This window comes from Paenibacillus sp. 1-18 (assembly GCF_000520755.1).
Taxonomy (GTDB): Bacteria; Bacillota; Bacilli; order Paenibacillales; family Paenibacillaceae; genus Paenibacillus; species Paenibacillus brasilensis.
This window is the reverse complement of record NZ_ASSB01000352.1, coordinates 57,062-76,309: the sequence shown is the minus strand read 5'-3', so window position 1 is coordinate 76,309 and position 19,248 is coordinate 57,062. Positions and strand designations below refer to the sequence as shown.

General features: G+C 41.3%; 11 protein-coding genes. 1 reads left to right on the top strand and 10 read right to left on the bottom strand.

Translation table 11 applies throughout. From position 1 onward, the window contains the following. Positions 1 to 5: 5 nt before the first annotated feature. The 7 genes from L693_RS0123615 to L693_RS0123585 form a co-directional block, all read right to left on the bottom strand. Positions 6 to 572, bottom strand: coding sequence for an acyltransferase (locus L693_RS0123615; protein ID WP_025720503.1), 567 nt, complete (start codon positions 570 to 572; stop codon positions 6 to 8). Beyond that, entirely contained in the window at positions 569 to 988 is a 420-nt protein-coding gene (locus L693_RS0123610) for a sugar 3,4-ketoisomerase (RefSeq protein WP_025720502.1), read from the bottom strand. The genes L693_RS0123615 and L693_RS0123610 overlap by 4 nt, the downstream gene beginning before the upstream one ends. A 387-nt stretch (positions 989 to 1,375) precedes the next feature. Further along, positions 1,376 to 3,592: a hypothetical protein gene (locus tag L693_RS0123605; protein WP_025720501.1), complete on the bottom strand. Its 2,217-nt coding sequence runs from the start codon at positions 3,590 to 3,592 to the stop codon at positions 1,376 to 1,378. Further along, positions 3,589 to 4,956, bottom strand: coding sequence for a mannose-1-phosphate guanylyltransferase/mannose-6-phosphate isomerase (locus L693_RS0123600; RefSeq protein ID WP_025720499.1), 1,368 nt, complete (start codon positions 4,954 to 4,956; stop codon positions 3,589 to 3,591). The genes L693_RS0123605 and L693_RS0123600 overlap by 4 nt, the downstream gene beginning before the upstream one ends. 14 nt (positions 4,957 to 4,970) lie before the next feature. Then, positions 4,971 to 8,276, bottom strand: a complete 3,306-nt coding sequence (locus L693_RS0123595) for a glycosyltransferase (RefSeq protein WP_025720497.1) — start codon at positions 8,274 to 8,276, stop codon at positions 4,971 to 4,973. A 15-nt stretch (positions 8,277 to 8,291) separates the two neighbouring features. Next, positions 8,292 to 9,575 carry an ABC transporter ATP-binding protein gene (locus tag L693_RS0123590; protein ID WP_025720496.1) on the bottom strand — a complete coding sequence of 428 codons (1,284 nt, stop codon included), beginning with the start codon at positions 9,573 to 9,575 and terminating at the stop codon, positions 8,292 to 8,294. A gap of 13 nt (positions 9,576 to 9,588) precedes the next feature. After that, positions 9,589 to 10,371, bottom strand: coding sequence for an ABC transporter permease (locus L693_RS0123585; protein WP_049825260.1), 783 nt, complete (start codon positions 10,369 to 10,371; stop codon positions 9,589 to 9,591). Positions 10,372 to 10,516: 145 nt separating this feature from the next. On the opposite strand from L693_RS0123585, the gene L693_RS0123580 reads away from it, so the two are divergent. Then, on the top strand, positions 10,517 to 12,970 hold the full coding sequence (locus L693_RS0123580; protein WP_025720492.1) for an O-antigen ligase family protein: 2,454 nt from the start codon (positions 10,517 to 10,519) through the stop codon (positions 12,968 to 12,970). A gap of 68 nt (positions 12,971 to 13,038) precedes the next feature. Here L693_RS0123580 and galU read toward each other — a convergent pair whose 3' ends face one another. From galU to L693_RS0123560, 3 genes are all read right to left on the bottom strand, one after another. Then, on the bottom strand, positions 13,039 to 13,935 hold the full coding sequence (galU, locus tag L693_RS0123575; protein ID WP_025720490.1) for a UTP--glucose-1-phosphate uridylyltransferase GalU: 897 nt from the start codon (positions 13,933 to 13,935) through the stop codon (positions 13,039 to 13,041). 195 nt (positions 13,936 to 14,130) lie between these two features. Beyond that, on the bottom strand, positions 14,131 to 16,641 hold the full coding sequence (locus tag L693_RS0123570; protein WP_025720488.1) for a U32 family peptidase: 2,511 nt from the start codon (positions 16,639 to 16,641) through the stop codon (positions 14,131 to 14,133). A 653-nt stretch (positions 16,642 to 17,294) separates the two neighbouring features. Then, the gene (locus L693_RS0123560) at positions 17,295 to 19,208 is read right to left on the bottom strand and encodes a stalk domain-containing protein (protein ID WP_025720486.1); all 1,914 of its coding nucleotides are present in this window, start codon (positions 19,206 to 19,208) and stop codon (positions 17,295 to 17,297) included. Positions 19,209 to 19,248: the final 40 nt, after the last annotated feature.

Below are 19,248 nucleotides of genomic sequence, written 5' to 3'. Positions count from 1 at the left end.
GATATTCACTCACTTTGTATGTTTATAGAAATTTCTCCATTAAATAAGTGATACTGAGAATCACATTTAGAACAATAATAAACTTCATTTAAATTTTCTCCACAATTACAAATATACCCGTGGAATCTTGCCGGGTTTCCATAGAACAAGGTATTATTTGGGATATCGGAAGTTACGACCGAACCTGCACCCACCATGGCATATTTCCCAATTCTATTACCAGCTATAATTGTAGCGTTGGCTCCAATAGAGCAGCCCTCTTCCAAAAATGTGTTTAGAAACTTATCTGGATACTGTTTGGAGCGCGGCTTCATATCATTCGTAAATGTTACATTAGGGCCAATAAACACATTATCTTTTATTCGAACACCGTCCCATATATACACCCCAGATTTAATTGTAACATTGTTACCTATAGTCACATCATTCTCAATAAATGTATGATCATTAATATTACAATTATCCCCTACTACAGCACCAGGTAAAACATGAGCAAAAGCCCAGATTCGTGTATTATCACCTATTTTATTGGTCTCTACTATTGCCATTTCATGAGCAAAATAATTTTTCATGAATCATACACCTCTAAAAACACAGAATAGTCTCTGATATAGTCCTCTGCATCATATAGATGGGATGCAAGTACCAAAAGTACACAGTCAGAAGAAAAATCATACATTTCATGCCAGTCATTAGGTTCTAATATTAGTACCTTAGCAGGATTATCTAATAATACATCCGTTTTTCTTTTGGCATTATCTAGATATACTTTACAACTGCCTGCTACAGCTACTAAAGCTTGCCGTGTTTTATAATGAGCATGAAAACCACGTCTAATATCTTGTTTTGTCCCATAAATATAAAAGACTCTTTTAATCTCAAAAGGCAAATCCTTATGTTCTTCAATAACAGCAAGCATACCTCTTTCATCGCCTAATTCACTAATTTTTATCAATTGACTTGTGTACTCATAAGATGAACTACTCATTTGCCCCTCCCCATCAACACATTTATAAACTTAACCAGTCAATTCTTCCTGTTTGATAGTCCAATAAGAATGACAACACGAAAAGAAAAAACTAATAACAATGGATATCCGAACTTGATTCAACTGCGGTTGCCCCAATTAAAAATGGGTACCCTAGACAGGAAATAGTAAAAAAACGGTAATAAATTAGCTGCCTTAGTCTTATAGTTAAAAAAGCTAAACTATTCGTCAATTTAAATTAAATAAGGATTAAAAGCCCGAAAGTCAGTATCACATAATAGATCAAATTGTTATTATTTTTAGTTTTTTTATAGGAATAAGAATCTTTCCATGTTTTTGCGCCTTTATGAGATGTGGCTCTAGTCTGAAATGTATTTATTAAACTAACTATGAATGGCTTTGTTCATCAAACGAAAGCTGCTTACTATTTGGCGTATAATATATATAGTATTTGTTTCGAGAGAAAAATTCGCTTATCTCTTTATCGGTAGGCGAATATGAATCATTCCAACCAGAAGCAGCATTGCTTACTGATATCAAAAAGTGATTTGGATGTTCCCAATGTCTGCTAGAAAACTGATTAGAAGCTAAAAAATCATCATTAAAAGTTAATTTTTCACCTTTAGAGTTTATTACTTCTATTTCTTGCTGCTCCATAGGTAAATATTTGATTTGGTCGGTTTGAAGCACTTTGTACCCTTGGTTATTCTGAAGTAAACTCCAATTTTCTTGACCCTGAATTATTATTTCTTTACCATAATTTATTCTAGATAAATACTCATTTTTTTTCTTTTCCCACTGGCTATCTGTTAACTTCGACTTTAACTTTTCAGAATAGCTTCTGAGATCGTAGAATGCTGACGTTTTATCATAACTTTCAATTGGATCCTTACCGGTTAAGTTTTTAAGAGTAGCTTCTAACTGCTTCAAATAATCAGGAGTATACCCGTTTCTATCGATGTAGATTCCTGTGTAACCAGTATAGCTTATAATGTTTATTGCCTCATTTAAGGGCCTTTTCACCAACGCTTTCATCCACCTATCCCCAAAGCTTGATTTCATATTCCCAAAGCTCCAGTATAGGTCGTGAGAGTGAATATAGCCTTTCAATAAATCATAATTGCCCATATTGTTAAGTTTTTCACCTTCTGGAAAAGACACATATGGAACTTGAAAAATCATAGATTTAGAGGGCACTAATTCTCTAATATGATGAATAAATTCCGCATCCTGATTGTATTTTTGTGCAACTATTTTAGATGATACTAACGGATGTGAGGACTGATCAAACATTCCAACAAAAGCGACAATCAACGCAATCAGAGAAACAACATAATTATTAAGCTTAAATTTTTTAATTATTAACTTTGTGCTTAGTGCTAAATATAGTAAAGAAAAAAACGCAATAAAAATACTTAGTCTATTATAACTTCTTATTTGAGCAGATATTAAAGCTGCAAATAATACTCCAAAACCACCAATTGTACCCAATAACAAAGCGCATACATTCATGATCGAAAGAGTTCTGACATACTGATTATTCAGATCGGGACGCATTTTTAAGAAAATCATCACTATTAAGAGCATCAAGAATCCAAATGAGCCGATCACCCCTAGTGAAGCTGTATCATTTTCATTTACAAGAGGCGCCTTACTGTTATACTCATTTTTTTTATCTCTAATCCACTCCATATTGTGATTTGTAGTAGGCAAAAGCAGTTGAGATATTTTAAGTCCATATATTTCAGCCGCTTCAAAGTCCCTGCTTGAGACACTGTTTTGACTAGGATTATTAAGTTTATAATACAAACTCGGCGAAATGTTAACTGCTAATGAAAATACAATGATTAAAACCAAAAATAAAGATTTAAAAAACTTTGCAGCATTCTTCTCGAATATCCATTGTGCAATTCCAACGACAGCCAAAAAAAAGCAAGAAAAGAAAGCATAGTAGGCTCCAGTCGCACCAATTAGAGCACAAATTATAAAAGAAGCGAATAATTTCTTGTTGACATTGATTCTGTATCCCCTAGTTTTTGGATTCTCCCTTGACTTAACTAATAGAAAATCATCTTGATGAGCTAACCACATTATAACCATTACCATCAATGGAATCATATAATATCCTAACAAAAATAAGTGCCCAGTTCTCAAAATATGATAGGGAAGAAAAGCATAGAGAAGACTAAAGGTAATAGAAAATGAAATAGGAACCTTAAAATTACGGAAAACCATGTACGCCGAAATCATACATAACGGGAAAGTCATCAAATAATATACATTCATTACCCAAATGGAATTAGAATTAAATAAGGATAAAAATTTCATCACTAAATACTGAAAATTATCCCCTCCTAAAGGGTAATCATACATCTCCAATCCAAAAGGAGCTCCCACATAAGGATTAAAATTATACCATCCATTATCTATCATGCCTTTAATGAACAGATTTGTTGATAAGCCGTCACCGGTGTATACATATGGAATATAAATGTCAAACAAATTTAAACGCAACACATACCACATGCTAACAAAACATACAATTACACAAAGTATGTACTCTAATGGAGTGCGTACTTGCTTTATATGCAACAGCCTTTTCATCGTTTACATTCAGCTCCTACACTACCTGGTAAATTGCCCGAGAATTCATCAATTTGTACCTCTACTAAATGTAAATCTATACCCTCCCTATTTTCAACTGAGTACTCTTCGTCAGCTCGAACAAAAATAGATTCATTTGTATGAAGCTTTGATCCCCTTCCGTTCACCTTTATTAATGCTGTTCCACTAACTACTATCCAAAATCGTCCGCCTTGAAGTAGCTTCTCATCACTTAGTTTTTTCCCTGACTTTATTACTAGCTTCTTTATTCCATAGTTTGCTGAATATTCTAACTCGGTGTATGTGCCCCAAGGTCTATATATCTTATTATGACTTTCACTAATACTAGAACTCCTCTTTTTTAACTCATCGACAATCTGCTTGACCTTTTGTGATGAGCCTTTTTGAGAAATTAGTAGAGCATCAGGGGTATCCACAATAATTAGATTATCTACATCCACGGTTGCAATTGTTCTATCACTCGAAAGTATTAAATTTTGCGAAGAGTCTATCCCTATATGCTGATCAGATATGGTGTTATCGTTCGCGTCCTTCGGTAATTCATCATATAATGATTCAAAACTTCCTAGATCGGACCAACCAATATCGGATGGGATGACTTTAACGATATCACTTCGCTCTATTACCGCGTAATCTATACTATCTGATGGTATATGATTCATATCCACCATACGAATTCTACATAAATTTTGATTTTTATGTGAATTTTGAAATGCATTAATAGCAGCAATATAGATCTTAGGAGCATAAGTCTCCAATTCCCGCAAAAATACTCCGGACTTTAACAAGAAAATACCACTATTCCAATAATAATTGCCCAGCTGTACATATCTTTTAGCGAGTGTAAGGTCGGGCTTTTCTTTAAATGAAATCACTTTGGTTCCCTCTGATTCAATATAGCCATATCCAGTCTCAGGATAATCTGGCGTTATACCGAAAGTCACTATATCCCCCTGCTCCGCCATATATTTAGCAATCTCTATACAACGATTATACTCATCTTCATTTTTTACAATATGATCGGATGGAGTAATTAAAAGTAAATCGTCTTCATTAGCCGCCAAGCAGGCAAGTGCAATAGCTGGAGCAGTATTCCTACCTATCGGCTCAAGCACGAACCTCGTTTCTCTAAAGTTAATCTCTTCTAAATGATCTTGTGCCAAAAAATATTGTGCCTCATTTGAAACAATAAGCGTTTCATCACATAAATTGCGATTACGCTCAACAGTTAATTGAAATAAAGAGCGCTCAGATACCAATTTATTAAATTGTTTTGGATATCCTGCTCTTGAGATTGGCCAGAGACGTGTCCCGTTCCCCCCACATAGAACTACATTAATCATAATTATAAATTCTCCTATTGAGTAATATCCAGAGAAATGACCCGTTCAGCAGCTTCGTCTGTAAAATATTTCTTAATATACTCTCCAGATAATGCAGAAAGTTTAGCCCACTTGGTTTCGTCTGTATATAACCTTATAATGTGATCAGCAAATTCTTGTTCTTCATCTGCAATTTCCATCACTGAATTTGCTTCTTTAAGTCCCTCGGCTCCAATGGAGGTTGCAACAAGAGGAACTTGATAATAAAGCGACTCAACAACTTTCCCCTTAACACCTGCTCCAAAACGAAGTGGTACTACTACCAAACGGGTCTGCCGGTAGTATTCTTCTAATTGTCCATCAGTTACATAGCCCGTTATAATAATTCTTTCAGATTGCCTTGCCATCAAATCCTCTGGAGGATTTGATCCCACGACATAAAGTTTAATGTTTGGATTATCTCGGAAAATATAAGGTAAAACTTTATCGATAAACCATATAATCCCATCGAAGTTGGGTGTATGATTGAATCCACCCACAAACAGTAAACCACTTCTTTTGTTAAATTGTGTATTACTAGTACCTGCATCATAGGGTTTATCATATAGAAATAAAGGTATGTTCCGAATTAATTTATTCGGAAACTCTGAACCAACCAGTTTTTTCTCATATTCTCCAACAACATGAATTACATCTGACTTTTCAAATAACTCAAACTCAACTTTTTTCCATTCCTCAGATGCCTTTAATAAGCTAACCTCTCCAGAAATTTCATAGTTTCTCAATTCACGTATATAATGCAGGTCATGCCCAAAATATATGATTTTAGCTTTCGTATGCTTTTTAAAAACATCTATATACTTGACTGAAATATGAGGACGGTTTAAATATACATAATCAATATACTCTGCGTTATTCTTTATCCATTTGTTAATATGCTTAGCATATTCATTTCCGTATAGAACCTCAACACCCATTTGTTCAAGCTTTGTGGTGTAAGGCTCATGCTTGAAGAAGTTATCACCAATAAAAATAACATGGAAGCCCATGGACCGCAGTAATTTGGTATAGAGGAACGTGCATCTTCCCCCGGCATCCTTATCATAGTGCGGCACATAGTGATCCACAATAACCACAGTTTTCTTATAGCGGCTACGATCTCTCGCCCAGAAAAGATGCTCTGCATTACCGAAATGATCCTTGGCAAGCTCTGCCTTCCATTTCTCTTTAAACTTCTCTTTATTGGTCACCTGATAGCTTTTAATACCGCTTCCGGTATCCGTCCCGTGTGAAATTCCCTCAAAGTGAACGATGACGGACCGCGGTTGCAGCATGACTTTATAGCCCAGTCTTCTGATTTCAAAAGCAATATCCGTATCTTCAAAATAAGCAGGAACGTAGCGTTCATCGAATCCCTTAAGCTCTTTCCACAAGTTATGCCGCAGCAAAATGGCTGCACCGGAAACATAATCTACTTCCTTAACATAGTTGTATTCCGGCTTGGATGGATCATCCAGTCGTCCAAAGTTCCAGCCACTTGCATCATTCCAGATAATCCCGCCAGCTTCTTGCTGTCTTCCATCCGGATATACCAGCTTAGAGCCAACCATTCCGATGGTCTGATCCGATTCAATCAATTCCACCAGAGAATTTAGCCAATCCTTCTGTACATTCGTGTCATTATTGAGGAAAAACAGATATTCCCCCTCTGCAACTTTGGCTGCATTGTTACAATTAAGAAGAAAACCGCGGTTTACACCGTCACGGACTACTTTGATATTTTCCACATAATTAGCAATATTGATTGTCTCATCATTGGACATATCGTCGGCAATAATGACCTCGTAGGATACATCATCGGTATTTCTCAAGATGGATGCCAGGCACAAATAAGTGTATTTCCATTGATTGTAAACCGGTATAATTATAGACACCTTAGGCGCATTAATTTCAGGAAATACCAAATGCTCATAATGAACATTATCCATTTCCTCAACCTCAACAACTGGAGTCTCTTCCTCTACAAATCGTCCTACATACGTATCAATTCTGCTGCCGAGCCGACTGCTATCTTCGGATTTTAAATAGTATTTTAATTTTCGCAGGTTAGACTTGTTAAGTGCGGACAGCATGACTTTAGGATGCTTGACCGTTCTTGCGGCCAGCTTCGATACTACACGTCGTTTGCTGTTGGCAGGAACCAGCCAATCCCGGAAATGATAATATTTCTGCAGCATACGCCAGCCGCCGGACTGATAGATATTATTTAGAATTCTTTCCTGCCGAAGTAGAAGCTCTATGTGTCCTTTTTGATTCTCAATTTGAGTGCCCAATTTATTTTTTTGTGCCTCAATACTATGTTTCAATTCAACAATCTTTTGCTCATACTTGCCAGTAAGCTCTATTTCCTGTTGCTTCCACAAGGCTTTCGCCGTCACCAACTGCTCTTTATAATTTTCAAGCTGACTATGCAGCTCGCTTTTTTCTTCTTCCAGGCGATACAGCTTTTCCTTGAGAGGATCCAGTTCTGCAAATCTTTCTCTCAAAAAAAACAATTCCTGATCCAACACGTTGATATGCTTGTTTCTCTCTTCAACTTCATTCTGTAAGCTCAAAATACGTTCAGTTATCTCCTGATACTTGTCAGGATATGGTGTAATGGAGAACTTCGGCTCCGCATACTCAGAGAAATCGGAACAAAAAGCAATCATATATTTCTCATGTATTTCTTGGCTGTCATTCAACTCACAAGCATAAACAGAAGTGCCGCCCGAAGAGGCGTTGTTCATAAGCGAAACAACTTCAAATCGCTGAGAAACAATGTTAGTATACTTAAAATAATCCTTCAGAAAATTAGAAAACTCGTCTTTATACAACTCTTTAACATGATAAGGATTGGTGTAATCCCTCAAGTCGGAATAGTATTTTTTGTTAGGTGTTGAAACAACGAACGTCCCATTGTCTTTCAACAATCTTTTGACTTCCTTTAGAAAAAGAATTTGCAATTCTTCATCAACATGCTCCAGTGTTTCAAAGGAAACAATGATATCAAAAGAGTTGTCCTGAAATGGCATGCGCTCAATACTGGCGATATAATATTCGAGATTGTCCTTTGGATAAACTCTCCTTGCATGCTCAATTGTGTCCGAATCAATATCTATTCCTACAACTTTGGCAGCAGAATTCGCCAGCAAATAAGAGCCATAACCCTCTCCGCAAGCCGCGTCCAGCACAGTCTTTCCCTTTACCAGTTGTTTAAGTACGCTGTATCGCTGAAAATGTTCTATTTCCAGTTCCTTGTCTGATTCTTGAGGTATAAAACGCTCCCCTGTAAAATCCAATGTAATCCCTACTTTCTATACGATAACTGAGAAAGAGACATCATTTAAATAAAGTACACCACTTAACGAATCGTACCCAATTGGCAAAACCTCAAGAACCAAGGCATCATGAACCCAACTATGCTGCTTATGGTCCTGTTGGGTACCCGAGGCAATCGCAGGTGAAATAGTATATACACCTTGATTCAAGCTTGGAAAACGGAAGTCGAAACAGAAAACATACCCTTTCCCGGGAGAAAGTGACTCCTGTTCCATACCTAAAATATAACTGTTGGTCTGCCCGATAATATTTCCAAGACGATCTTTTATGGAAAAACCGATAATCGGATTGTCAATCACTTCCATAATATCAATTCGAATAAGTAACTGTACGTTTTGCTCAGCTTCTACAAATGTTACTTTATGCTGCATGTTAGAATCATAAAGCGTTATGCCTGTAATGCGCGCTTTATCGTCACCCATCATATCGAGTTTATCTTGCAAAGGATCAACCATATCAGCCTTGGAAGAACCCACAAAAATTGATTCAGAATCAAAAGATATATCCAAACCCAATTTTTTGTAATCTGCCCCAATCATAAAGGCCTGATATTTCTTCGATATTTCCTTAGGATCTCCTTCTTCAATGAGCCTACCTTCATTAATCCAGATTACCCGGTCACAGTATTTGTTGATAACTGACATATCATGGGTAACAAACAGAACCGTTTTAGTCTTCTTCAACTCATCTATCTTCCGATAGCATTTTTGCTGAAATCTAATATCGCCCACACTCAGGGCCTCGTCGATAATTAAAATGTCTGGGTCCACATTGATGGCTACTGCAAAAGCGAGCCGTACAAACATTCCGCTAGAATATGTTTTGACTGGCTGGTGAATAAATTGCCCAATATCAGCAAATTCAAGAATTTCATGTAGCCTTTGATCCATATCTTCCTTGGAAAAGCCCATAATGGTCCCGTTCAGATAGATATTCTCAATCCCTGTGAAATCAGGATTAAAGCCTGCGCCAAGTTCCAGTAGAGCCGATATATTCCCTTTAACCTGCAATGAACCAGAAGTAGGTGTAAGCACACCAGTGATCATTTTAAGCAAAGTGGATTTACCTGAACCGTTCTTACCGATGATCCCCAGACACTCTCCCTTAGGGACATGAAAGGTAACCTGTTCAAGAGCCACAAATTTCTCGTGATAAGCTTTATTTGATAGATGCAATGCTTCTTTTAACCTGTCGGTAGGTTTATGGTAAAGCTTATATTGTTTAGTAAGGCTTTGGGCCTTAATTACATAATCATCCATTCGATATTACTCCTTATATGACATCTGCAAAATGAGGTTTTAACTTACGATATAAAAAGTAACCTACAATAAGCATAGCGAGGGTAACCACCCAAAAATAGATAGTTAACTTCATATCTTGCCAAAACCACTGCCGATAAATAAATATTCTCCGATAACCATCCGTTATATAGTACATAGGGTTTGCCTTAAATAAGAAGCTGTACTTTTCTGGAATCATTTTAAGTGGGTACATAATAGGAGTAAGCCAAAATCCAAACTGTACCAGTAAAGCGACAATCTGAGATGTGTCTTTAAAGAATAACAAAATCGAACTCGTAATCCACGATAGTCCAACTACCAACAAAAAAGTAGCTATCAAATAATAAAAAATTTGGAAGTAATATACCGTAAAATCATATTTATACACCGTAAACATGATAACGAGAAAAACTAAAAAAAACAGATGTACAAATAAAGAGGAGTAAATCCTTATAATTGGTAATATTTCAAGTTTAAAAACCACCTTTTTAACCAAAAAATTATTATCCAATACAGACGTGGTTGACGTCTGCCAGGCCTCGGTAAAAAAGTTCCATGGAATCATGGCACATATAAGCCACAAAATAAACGGAGCGTCATCAATCGGTGTAGACCTGAATCCCACCTGGAAAACAAACCAGAACAGAAGAATAGTAACTAAGGGCTGTATAAAGGCCCACACCGTTCCAAGATAAGAACCCATATATCTCTTTTTGAAATCACTTTTTGCTAAGCTAATAATTAGCTTTTGCGTCTTAATAAATTCTGCCCACATATGGCACTTCCCCACTTACATTTAAAATGTCGAACTGCATAATAATCAGTATTTTGCTTAGAACCCTATTCAATACACGAGTGGATAGTATGAAGCCCCTGTGCTAAAATATTGACGTATCTACAAGAAAAGGAGATTGTAAACCTTGTCGAATCCAGTATACGGGAAACAAGCCCAAACGTCGACCCGTGGCGATAAAAGGGCGGCTATATTTTGGGTGTTAATTGTTGGCATGATTTTGTTTTTAGCTTGGGCCCCCTTCCAGGCTGCACTTTTTAATGGGCAAATGTTCGACTTTGAAAAGCCTCTGTATTGGGCTTTAATCATCAGCACGATTCTATTGATCTTGGGAATCGTAACCTATTATAAGAAATTCAAATTGGAAGATCAAAGAGACTGGCTGGCGGTGCTTGTTATGCTGCTCCCGCTGACATACGTGCTCTCGATGATTTCCGCTGCTTCTCATTATCTCGCAATGAACATGGTCGTAGTGCAGTGCATCTATGCCTCATTATTCATCATTACATTGTACGCCTTGCGGGATCGGTTGAGCAACCGGATCATTCAAACCACAATTATGACCGTTGCCTACCTTATTATAGGCTTCGGGTTCATTAACTGGTTCGGGCAATGGGTCTTGGCTGGGCGCTTGGTGAGTTGGTTCTCGTCCAGGGTATTTAACAATCAATACATTAGTGCCGTCATGACGGACTCCAATGGTATACGTCTGACATCCGTCTTTCAGTACGCAAATACGTATGCAGCATTTTTGATGGCGTTTTTGTTCGCAGCCGTTTTTTGCCTAATGAAGTCAAAGACGTGGTATGGAAAAGTGACTCACGCCTTTATGCTGGTGCCTATTCTGGTATCACTGTTCCTGACTCTTTCGCGTGGTGGTCTTGTGATGCTGCCCGTAGTATTTGTACTACTACTTTTATTTTTTAAACCTGCACGTCAAATTTTGTGGATACTACATTGTGCAATTGCGGGTGTCGTTTCACTTGTTATTTTGAGTCCTATAACAAATTGGGGATTGCAACTGAATCAGACCTATAATGGCACTGAGGCGGCTAAAGGCTGGGGACTACTTATTGGCGCTTCCTTGGTGACTGCAGTTGTTCTATGGCTTATACAAGCCTCTCTGGGATCTCGTTTGGAAAAAGGGATGCAAAGTCTAGCTTCACGTAAACTCTCTAATCTGTGGCTGCCTGTTGGCTCTGTGGTCGTGATTGGTGTTGTTGCGTTCCTGCTCATTGGCACAGGACTACGAAGTTTCCTGCCAGCTAACGTGGAGACGCGCCTGGAAAATATCAACTTCCAACAGCATAGTGTGCTGGAACGTATAACTTTTTATCGTGATGCTTCGAAGCTAATTGCCGATTATCCGTTGATTGGCGCAGGTGGCGGCGGTTGGGCTGCGCTGTATGAAAAATATCAAGACTATGGCTATACAAGCGCACAGGCACATAACTTTTTCATGCAGTATTTGGTAGAGGTCGGTATTCTTGGATTCATTATTTTCATGGCGTTTATCCTTTATATTTTCTATAAATACATTAAAGGTTACATCAAGAGCGATGAGGAAAATCGGGATAGCCACTTTCTTTACCTGATCTTGGCGATGTCCATTTTGCTCCATAGTCTATTGGACTTTAATATGAGTTATGTATTCATGGGCATACTCGTGTTTATTGGACTCGGGGGTATGGCTGCAGCAATGGATGCACATCCTGTAAAACGCTTGGCGATGAAGCCTGAAGGCTTCCGTCCGATTTACAGTATCGTTATTGGTATTCTCAGTATTGTGCTTTTGTTTGTGGGGCTGCGCTTTGTACAAGCCAACAATGCTTCCTTGGAAGCTAAAGCGCTGGAAAGCAGCAATTCCTTTGAACAAAGACAAGCTGCTTACAATAAAGACTTGAATCTGCGCCCAACTCATATTGATTCCATTGTAGGGTTGAGCCACATGTACTACCAGGTATATCAGCAGACCAAACGCGAAGAGTTTTATACTGGCGGCCTTGCCGTTGTTGATCTGGGGCTGCAGGCAGAGCCGTATAATAAAAATATGCTGATCATCAAAATGCGACTGGAGCAAGCCAAAGGGAACAATGATAAGGCATTTGCTATTTTGGAAAATAACCGTACTAACTTCAACTGGGATCTGGATTGGCACAATTTGTTGATTACGCAAGCGTTTGAGTTTGGCAATAAAGCTCGATTGGCCAATGACACAGCTAATGAAAAAAAATATTTTGATGCTGGGATGAGTGCCTATCAACGCATTCTAGATGGTATGGCGCATTTAAAAACATTGCCTCCTACTCAGTTTACTGGCCGCCCTTGGGAGATCACACCATCGATTGCATTGAATGCCGGTAAGATTCAATTCGTCACGGGTAAGTATGCCGAGGCTGCGAGCATTCTGAAAAACGGCTTGAAGGACGATCTGAGTGATTCCACGAATCGTGAGGTAGCTCGTTATTATATTGTCGCTCTGCAAAAGCAGGGGCAGGATGACAAAGCATTGTACGATAAGCTGATTAAAGCCGATCCGATGGAGAAGGAGCAAATTGCTCAACTGAAATCGGAGAGATAGGTATATAAAAATAGACTGCCATGATATCACATCATCTGGCAGTCTATTTTTATATTAAGCATGGTAGGCTATTGCAACTTTGCCTGCTTTTGTTGATCAATCTCTTCTATAACCTGTCTCATATAAGCCAGTACTTCATCTTTAATTTCGTTATGCTGCAGGGCATAATGAATGGTTGTTTCGATGAAGCCCAGCTTCTCGCCAACGTCATGGCGATTGCCGTCAAATTCGTAGGCCAGAATCGGACTCTTTTCTCCAAGTTTGGACAATGCATCCGTCAGTTGAATTTCCCCGCCAACGCCAACAGATTGCTGACCAAGAATATCAAAAATATCAGGTGTCAAGATATAACGTCCCATGATCGCCAAGTTGGAGGTTGCTTCTTCCTTCTTCGGTTTTTCTACCAGACGTTCCGCTTCCGAGATTTTACTGGTGAGTGCATGACCTTCAACAATCCCGTAACGATGTACCTCGTTCCAATCTACTTGCTTTACACCTACAACCGAACGCTGATACTCATCAAAAACATCAATCATCTGTTTGAGACATGGATTATCGGATTCGACGATATCATCACCCAAAAGCACGGCAAAAGGCTCATCACCAATAAACTTACGTGCACACCAGATAGCATGCCCCAAACCTTTAGGCTCCTTTTGACGAATATAGTGAATATCTGCCATTTCTGATGGTTTGCGCACTTCATTAAGCAGATTCCATTTTTCTTTCGAAGTAAGATTATATTCTAGCTCAAATGAGTAGTCAAAATGATCCTCAATTGCTCTTTTGCCTTTACCAGTAACGATAATGATATCCTCAATACCAGATGCTACAGCCTCTTCAATAATATATTGAATCGTCGGTTTGTCTATGATCGGAAGCATCTCTTTAGGCATCGCCTTCGTAGCAGGAAGGAATCGGGTTCCCAGTCCCGCAGCAGGAACAATCGCTTTACGGATTTTCATAGGTTAAGCTCCTTTGTCTTCAATATAACGAATAGGAATACTGTCTATGATTATAACAGGAAGATAGATGAATTTGATAGGTTAAAGAAGAAGACATCATCCCTCGACGAGAACATGTCTTCCAATCTCTAGCTTGCTATATGATTATATTATGCTTCTATGATCTTTCTTGCTCCAGCATAAATATACAATTATTTACTTCACCAGCTGCCCACGTGTAACACCCAGCTGATTCGTCGCTTTGAGAGTCTTCCAAACCTGCGTACCGCTGATTTCTCCGCGCAGGGCACGGTTATAGAGGTCAATAACCTCATGTACTTGCTCCGGTGTCTCTTCCAAAAATTCTACACGGTAACGAGACACACCCAGCTCCATAAAGTTGGACAGGTACTCGGCCCCGGATTGCTCAATAGCATTGTATACCGTATTGCGGCAGCCTTCGTCCACGCGGACTGGATGAGACATACCAATACGATCACGCAGGGAGACACGATGATCCTCACAAGGGCGACCACAGTTGGTGTAATCTGTGCCTTCACTCATGAAGGTACAGTATACGCAGTGTTCGGTATGGAACATCGGCATATGCTGCTGGATTACGATTTCCAGCTTGTCGGTACGTGTACGTCTAAGCATATCGACCATCTGTTGGATGTTCAGATCATACGACGGCGTAACGAGGTCGCAGCCGGAATCAAGGAACAGATCGGCCGCCTTATGGTTGGCAACGTTAAGCGAGAAGTCGCCAATCAGCTGCGGATGATGTGCGTCCGGGTTCTCCAAGCGATGACGCATGTAGAAATACAGCGCACCCGGATTGCGTACCAACACAGCATCCGGCTTCAAGCGCAGGATGTTGTTGTGATAGCCGTTTTCACCCGGCATGTGAATACGCGGGGTCACCAGCGCAATTCGGCGTCCTGCGCCGTGTACGGCCTCTACAGCTGCCGGGAATTGCTTGATGAACTCGAAGTCGGCGTAGATGAACTCCACGCCGGCCTCCAGCGCAGCCTCAACCTGCGGGAGGCTGCGGCACAACGCGGTCAGCTCCGCCTGACCGCGCACCACAGGCGATGCCGGAACGGATGCATCGCCATACACCTCCACCGCCCGCTTCGTGTACACGGGCGGTTTGGGGCGCTCGCCCGCGAGCAGCTCTACCGCCTGGCGGCGAATGCTGTTCAGCTCGCGCATCGGCACGATGACGTCCCCATGTAGATGGACGTCCAGCTCTTCCAGCTGGAACACCGTTCCGCCCAGTCGACCGAACTGCTCTTCGAGCAGCTCGTGCGTCATCGGACGCTTCTGGGCGATTTCAAGTTCCAGCTCGGAGTCCACGCGGACCGTTGTGCCCTTCTGCACGTCGGTCCACCAGGTCGACAGCGGCTGCCCTGGAGAGCCGCTGACACGCACATGTATCGGGAAGACGCGGTACGGCTTATCCGTTTCGTACGACTGGCGCAGACGCTTGTCCAGCGCCGGGTCGTTGGTCTTCCAAATGCGGTCGCCCACATGTACACGGCGCAGGTCCACATCGTTGCGTCCCGCTATGATGTCGATGATCCAGCCTTCTCCGGCTTCGCCTTCAATTTTCACGCCCTTGCGGCGGATATCGTATACGCGTCCGCCCTCTTCTTTTTGCGTAGGATCGCCCGCATCGAATACAATACCGTCGCCACGCTTCAGCGGTGCATCAATACGGCAGACTACACCATCACGAAGAATTTGTTCCACCCGGCCCAGATACACGCCCCGGCTTTTCGGGAACGTACCGTCAACCAGTTTTTTGTTATTCGTTCCTTCCAGAAAACCGTGCGTAAAGCCACGTGAAAAGCTCTGCTGCAGCTCACGGATATCTTCTTTGCTCGTCTTGGACGTATCGCCATCAAAATACTTATCAATGGCCTTGCGATATTTGCTGACCACATTTGCTACATATTCAGGCGTTTTCAATCGCCCTTCGATTTTAAAGGAAACCACACCTGCGTCGATCAGCTCAGGCATCAAATCAATGGCCGCCAAATCCTTAGGGGACAACAGGTATGTCACATCGGCCATCGGCTTTTGCTCCCCATCCACCATCAGATCGTAAGGCAAACGACATGCCTGTGCACACTCACCACGGTTAGCAGAGCGTCCGCCCCACATTTCTGAAGTCAGACATTGGCCTGAATAAGATACGCATAACGCGCCATGTACAAATACTTCCATCGGAAGTCTCGCCTGATCGCCAATTTTTTGAATCTGTTTCAGATTATTTTCGCGACCAAGCACGACCCGTTCCATGTTGTACGGCTTCGTGAACTCTACGGCCTCCGGCGAAGTAATCGTCATTTGGGTAGAGCCATGGATCGGAAAATCCGGTGATATATCACGGATCATTTTCACCAAGCCCATATCCTGAACAATCAGGGCATCGACTCCGGCATCAATGCAGGCATCAACCAGCTCCTTAGCGTCCTCCAGCTCATTTTCAAATACCAATATATTGAATGTCAAAAAACCCTTAACCCCGTAGCTATGCAAAAACGCCATAATTTCAGGCAGTTCCTCCATGCGGAAATTGTTCGCCCGTGCCCGTGCATTAAACTTTTCGACTCCGAAAAAGATTGCATCGGCTCCATTCGCTACCGCCGCACGCATACAATCCCAGTCACCTGCTGGTGCCAGAAGCTCGACATCTTCTCTTCGTACTGCTGATTTCATTATTGTCCTCCCTATATGCTGAAAACGAATGATCACCCATTGGCTCATCGTTTTTCAGGGCAGCTATGCTGCTTGTTTGCATCCTATCTGTTTCTATCATCCTGCCCGATCATTCACCTTCTGAACCATCGGTTCCTCGCATGAATTGCATCCAACTCAAAAAATCCGCATCACAAACATCTGCGGCATAATCATTCTTATCTTGTAACTAATCTAGTGTACCAGACTGCGCCCCCATCTTCTACACTTTCCAAGCGATTCCTTCAAAAATATCATACTAAAAATAAAAAAAACACCTCCATATCCGTCGAGCGGTGCTTTGGAGGTGAGTCATATCAAACTAGAAAGAGCGAAGTAAATATCGCTGCTCAGACTGCTTCTTAAAAAAAGGAAAATTAGGTAGGATAGGCAACCTAGTAAAACGTGCAGCCTTTGATCTTCCCTGCTTACCTCACTCTTTAAAAAGATTGGCGGTCTGCTGGCGGGCACCAGCGAAGCGGGCCATTTGAATCCGGAGAAGCGTCAGCGTTCGCCTTTGACCTGGGATTCTTACATATAAATCACTTATACAATCCAAGAATCCCGGGTCAACAACGATCGCAGGATCAAATGGCACGCGCAGCGCTCTCCCCACAAACTGCCTAATCTTTTCTCTACTTCACAAACATAAATGAATTCAGCGTTGAATCCAGTGCGTTAGACTGGACAGCCGTGTTGTTCGCGTCATTCAACGTTGTTGTCACGGTGTATGTTTTTCCATTATGCTCCAGAACAATTTGGTGGCCCGTATAACCGATCCCTTCTTCCACACGGTGGAATGCAAAGGACACTGCCGGAACACCAGCGAATGTCACGTCCTTAACCTCCTCAACCTTGAGGTTTTTATAGTTTTTACCTTGTTTATCATAAAAGTCCTTGAGCTGGGACACTGTTAACTCAAATGATTGGTCATTGTCGATTTTGATGGAAAAACGACCGCCAGTAAACTTGTATTCCACATCGCCTAATTCAAATTGGTCGCTAACCGCAGTCCAGTACCGTGGAATATTGACCGTATATTCATAGGCTTTGGATGTTTTTTTGATCGTTTTCGTTTTATCCGCCAGATAGTCATCTTCTTCCAACTGTCCGAAGTTGCTCGCTACGGTTTGGAAATCAATTTGAAGCGAGGAAATAAGTGCGTTGAACTGGTCATTCCCTTTGCTTACTTTTTCCGGTACCGCATATTCTGCCAAGTAGCGGTATCCACTTTGCTGAATCAGCACATTATATTCCTTAACCCATCCATCGCCAAAATTATAACGGTACTCCTGAACCAGCCCTTGAACACCTGCGACCTTCATTGGATATGTCTTCTGTGCCTCGTAGGCTGTAGACACAAATGAATCACTCAGCCATTTTTGCAGCTGTTGACTCCAATTCTCCAACGTCCCATCCGCTGGGGCAGAGGTTACTTTTATGTGGAAGCTTGAGCCATCATTGCTTTCGTATTGCATTCGCTGATCATCCATATTCCAGCCCGCGGGTATGCTAAGTGACACACCGTAATCTGGATTTCCGGCCTCGCGTGTGCCTCCAACGACGGTGGACAGGTCTTTGATGCTCTTATCCTGCGTATTAAAGGAGGTTTTGAAGGAATTTAACAATCCCGCATATTGGGCCAGATCTTTATAGTTCGTGGCTTTGGCATCGGAAAAATAAATTACATACAGTCGTCCGTTATCATAATATTGACGATTTTCCCACAATACGCCATCCGCATCCTTCGTAATGACACGAGCATAAGGCACCTTCGCTTTCGGGAAGGATTTCCGATCTATGACAGTCTCTCCCGTTTCCTTGGCATTCTGCACCAATTGTTGTAACAGATCATCCGCATTCAGTGGAACCGGCTGGGATGCTGTATGGACTTCCATATAATACGCGCTATTTTCGTCCATAAAAGTGGAAATGCTCTCATCTCCACCTCCCTGACCAATGACGAGTCCTGTAGGATAGTTCATAGACCATTCGTAGTAACTGTTCCCGATCTGCGTCTTGCCCTCATCATTATCAATGTTCGGCGTCTCTTCGGCTACCGTACCTGCTTCTTCTTGTGCTTCCATCCGAACTATGATAACTGCACCACTCTTTTCCAGCTTGCCGCCAAGCCCTTCCGCTATTTGACGCAAGGGCACCATAAGGATGCCTGAAGACATTTCTGGCGGAGCTGGAAGAGTCACCTTGTGACCTCTCACCCAGGCGGTGCGGCTGCCAATGGTCAGCGATACAAAGCGAGACCCGCTGCTGATTTTGACTACATTATCTTCAGCCAGCCGAATTTTGCTGTTAAATGCCTTTTTAAACACACCGGCTGGAACCATTAGCGCCCCACTCTTTGAGTATGGCTTCGTAATATTCGCATTCTGACCGTTCACGATGGCTGTATTGCTGCCGCTTTGCAGGCGCAGCTCCAATATGGCTTTATCACTATCTGCCGCAGCTGCCGGCAAAGCGGAAAGCAGAAGGGACAATGCGACAGCGCCGACCCCCAGCTTACGCATCATTTTTCTTTGCATATGCTTCACAGTAATCTCCCTTTAGCTATATTTGATAGATTCAAGATCC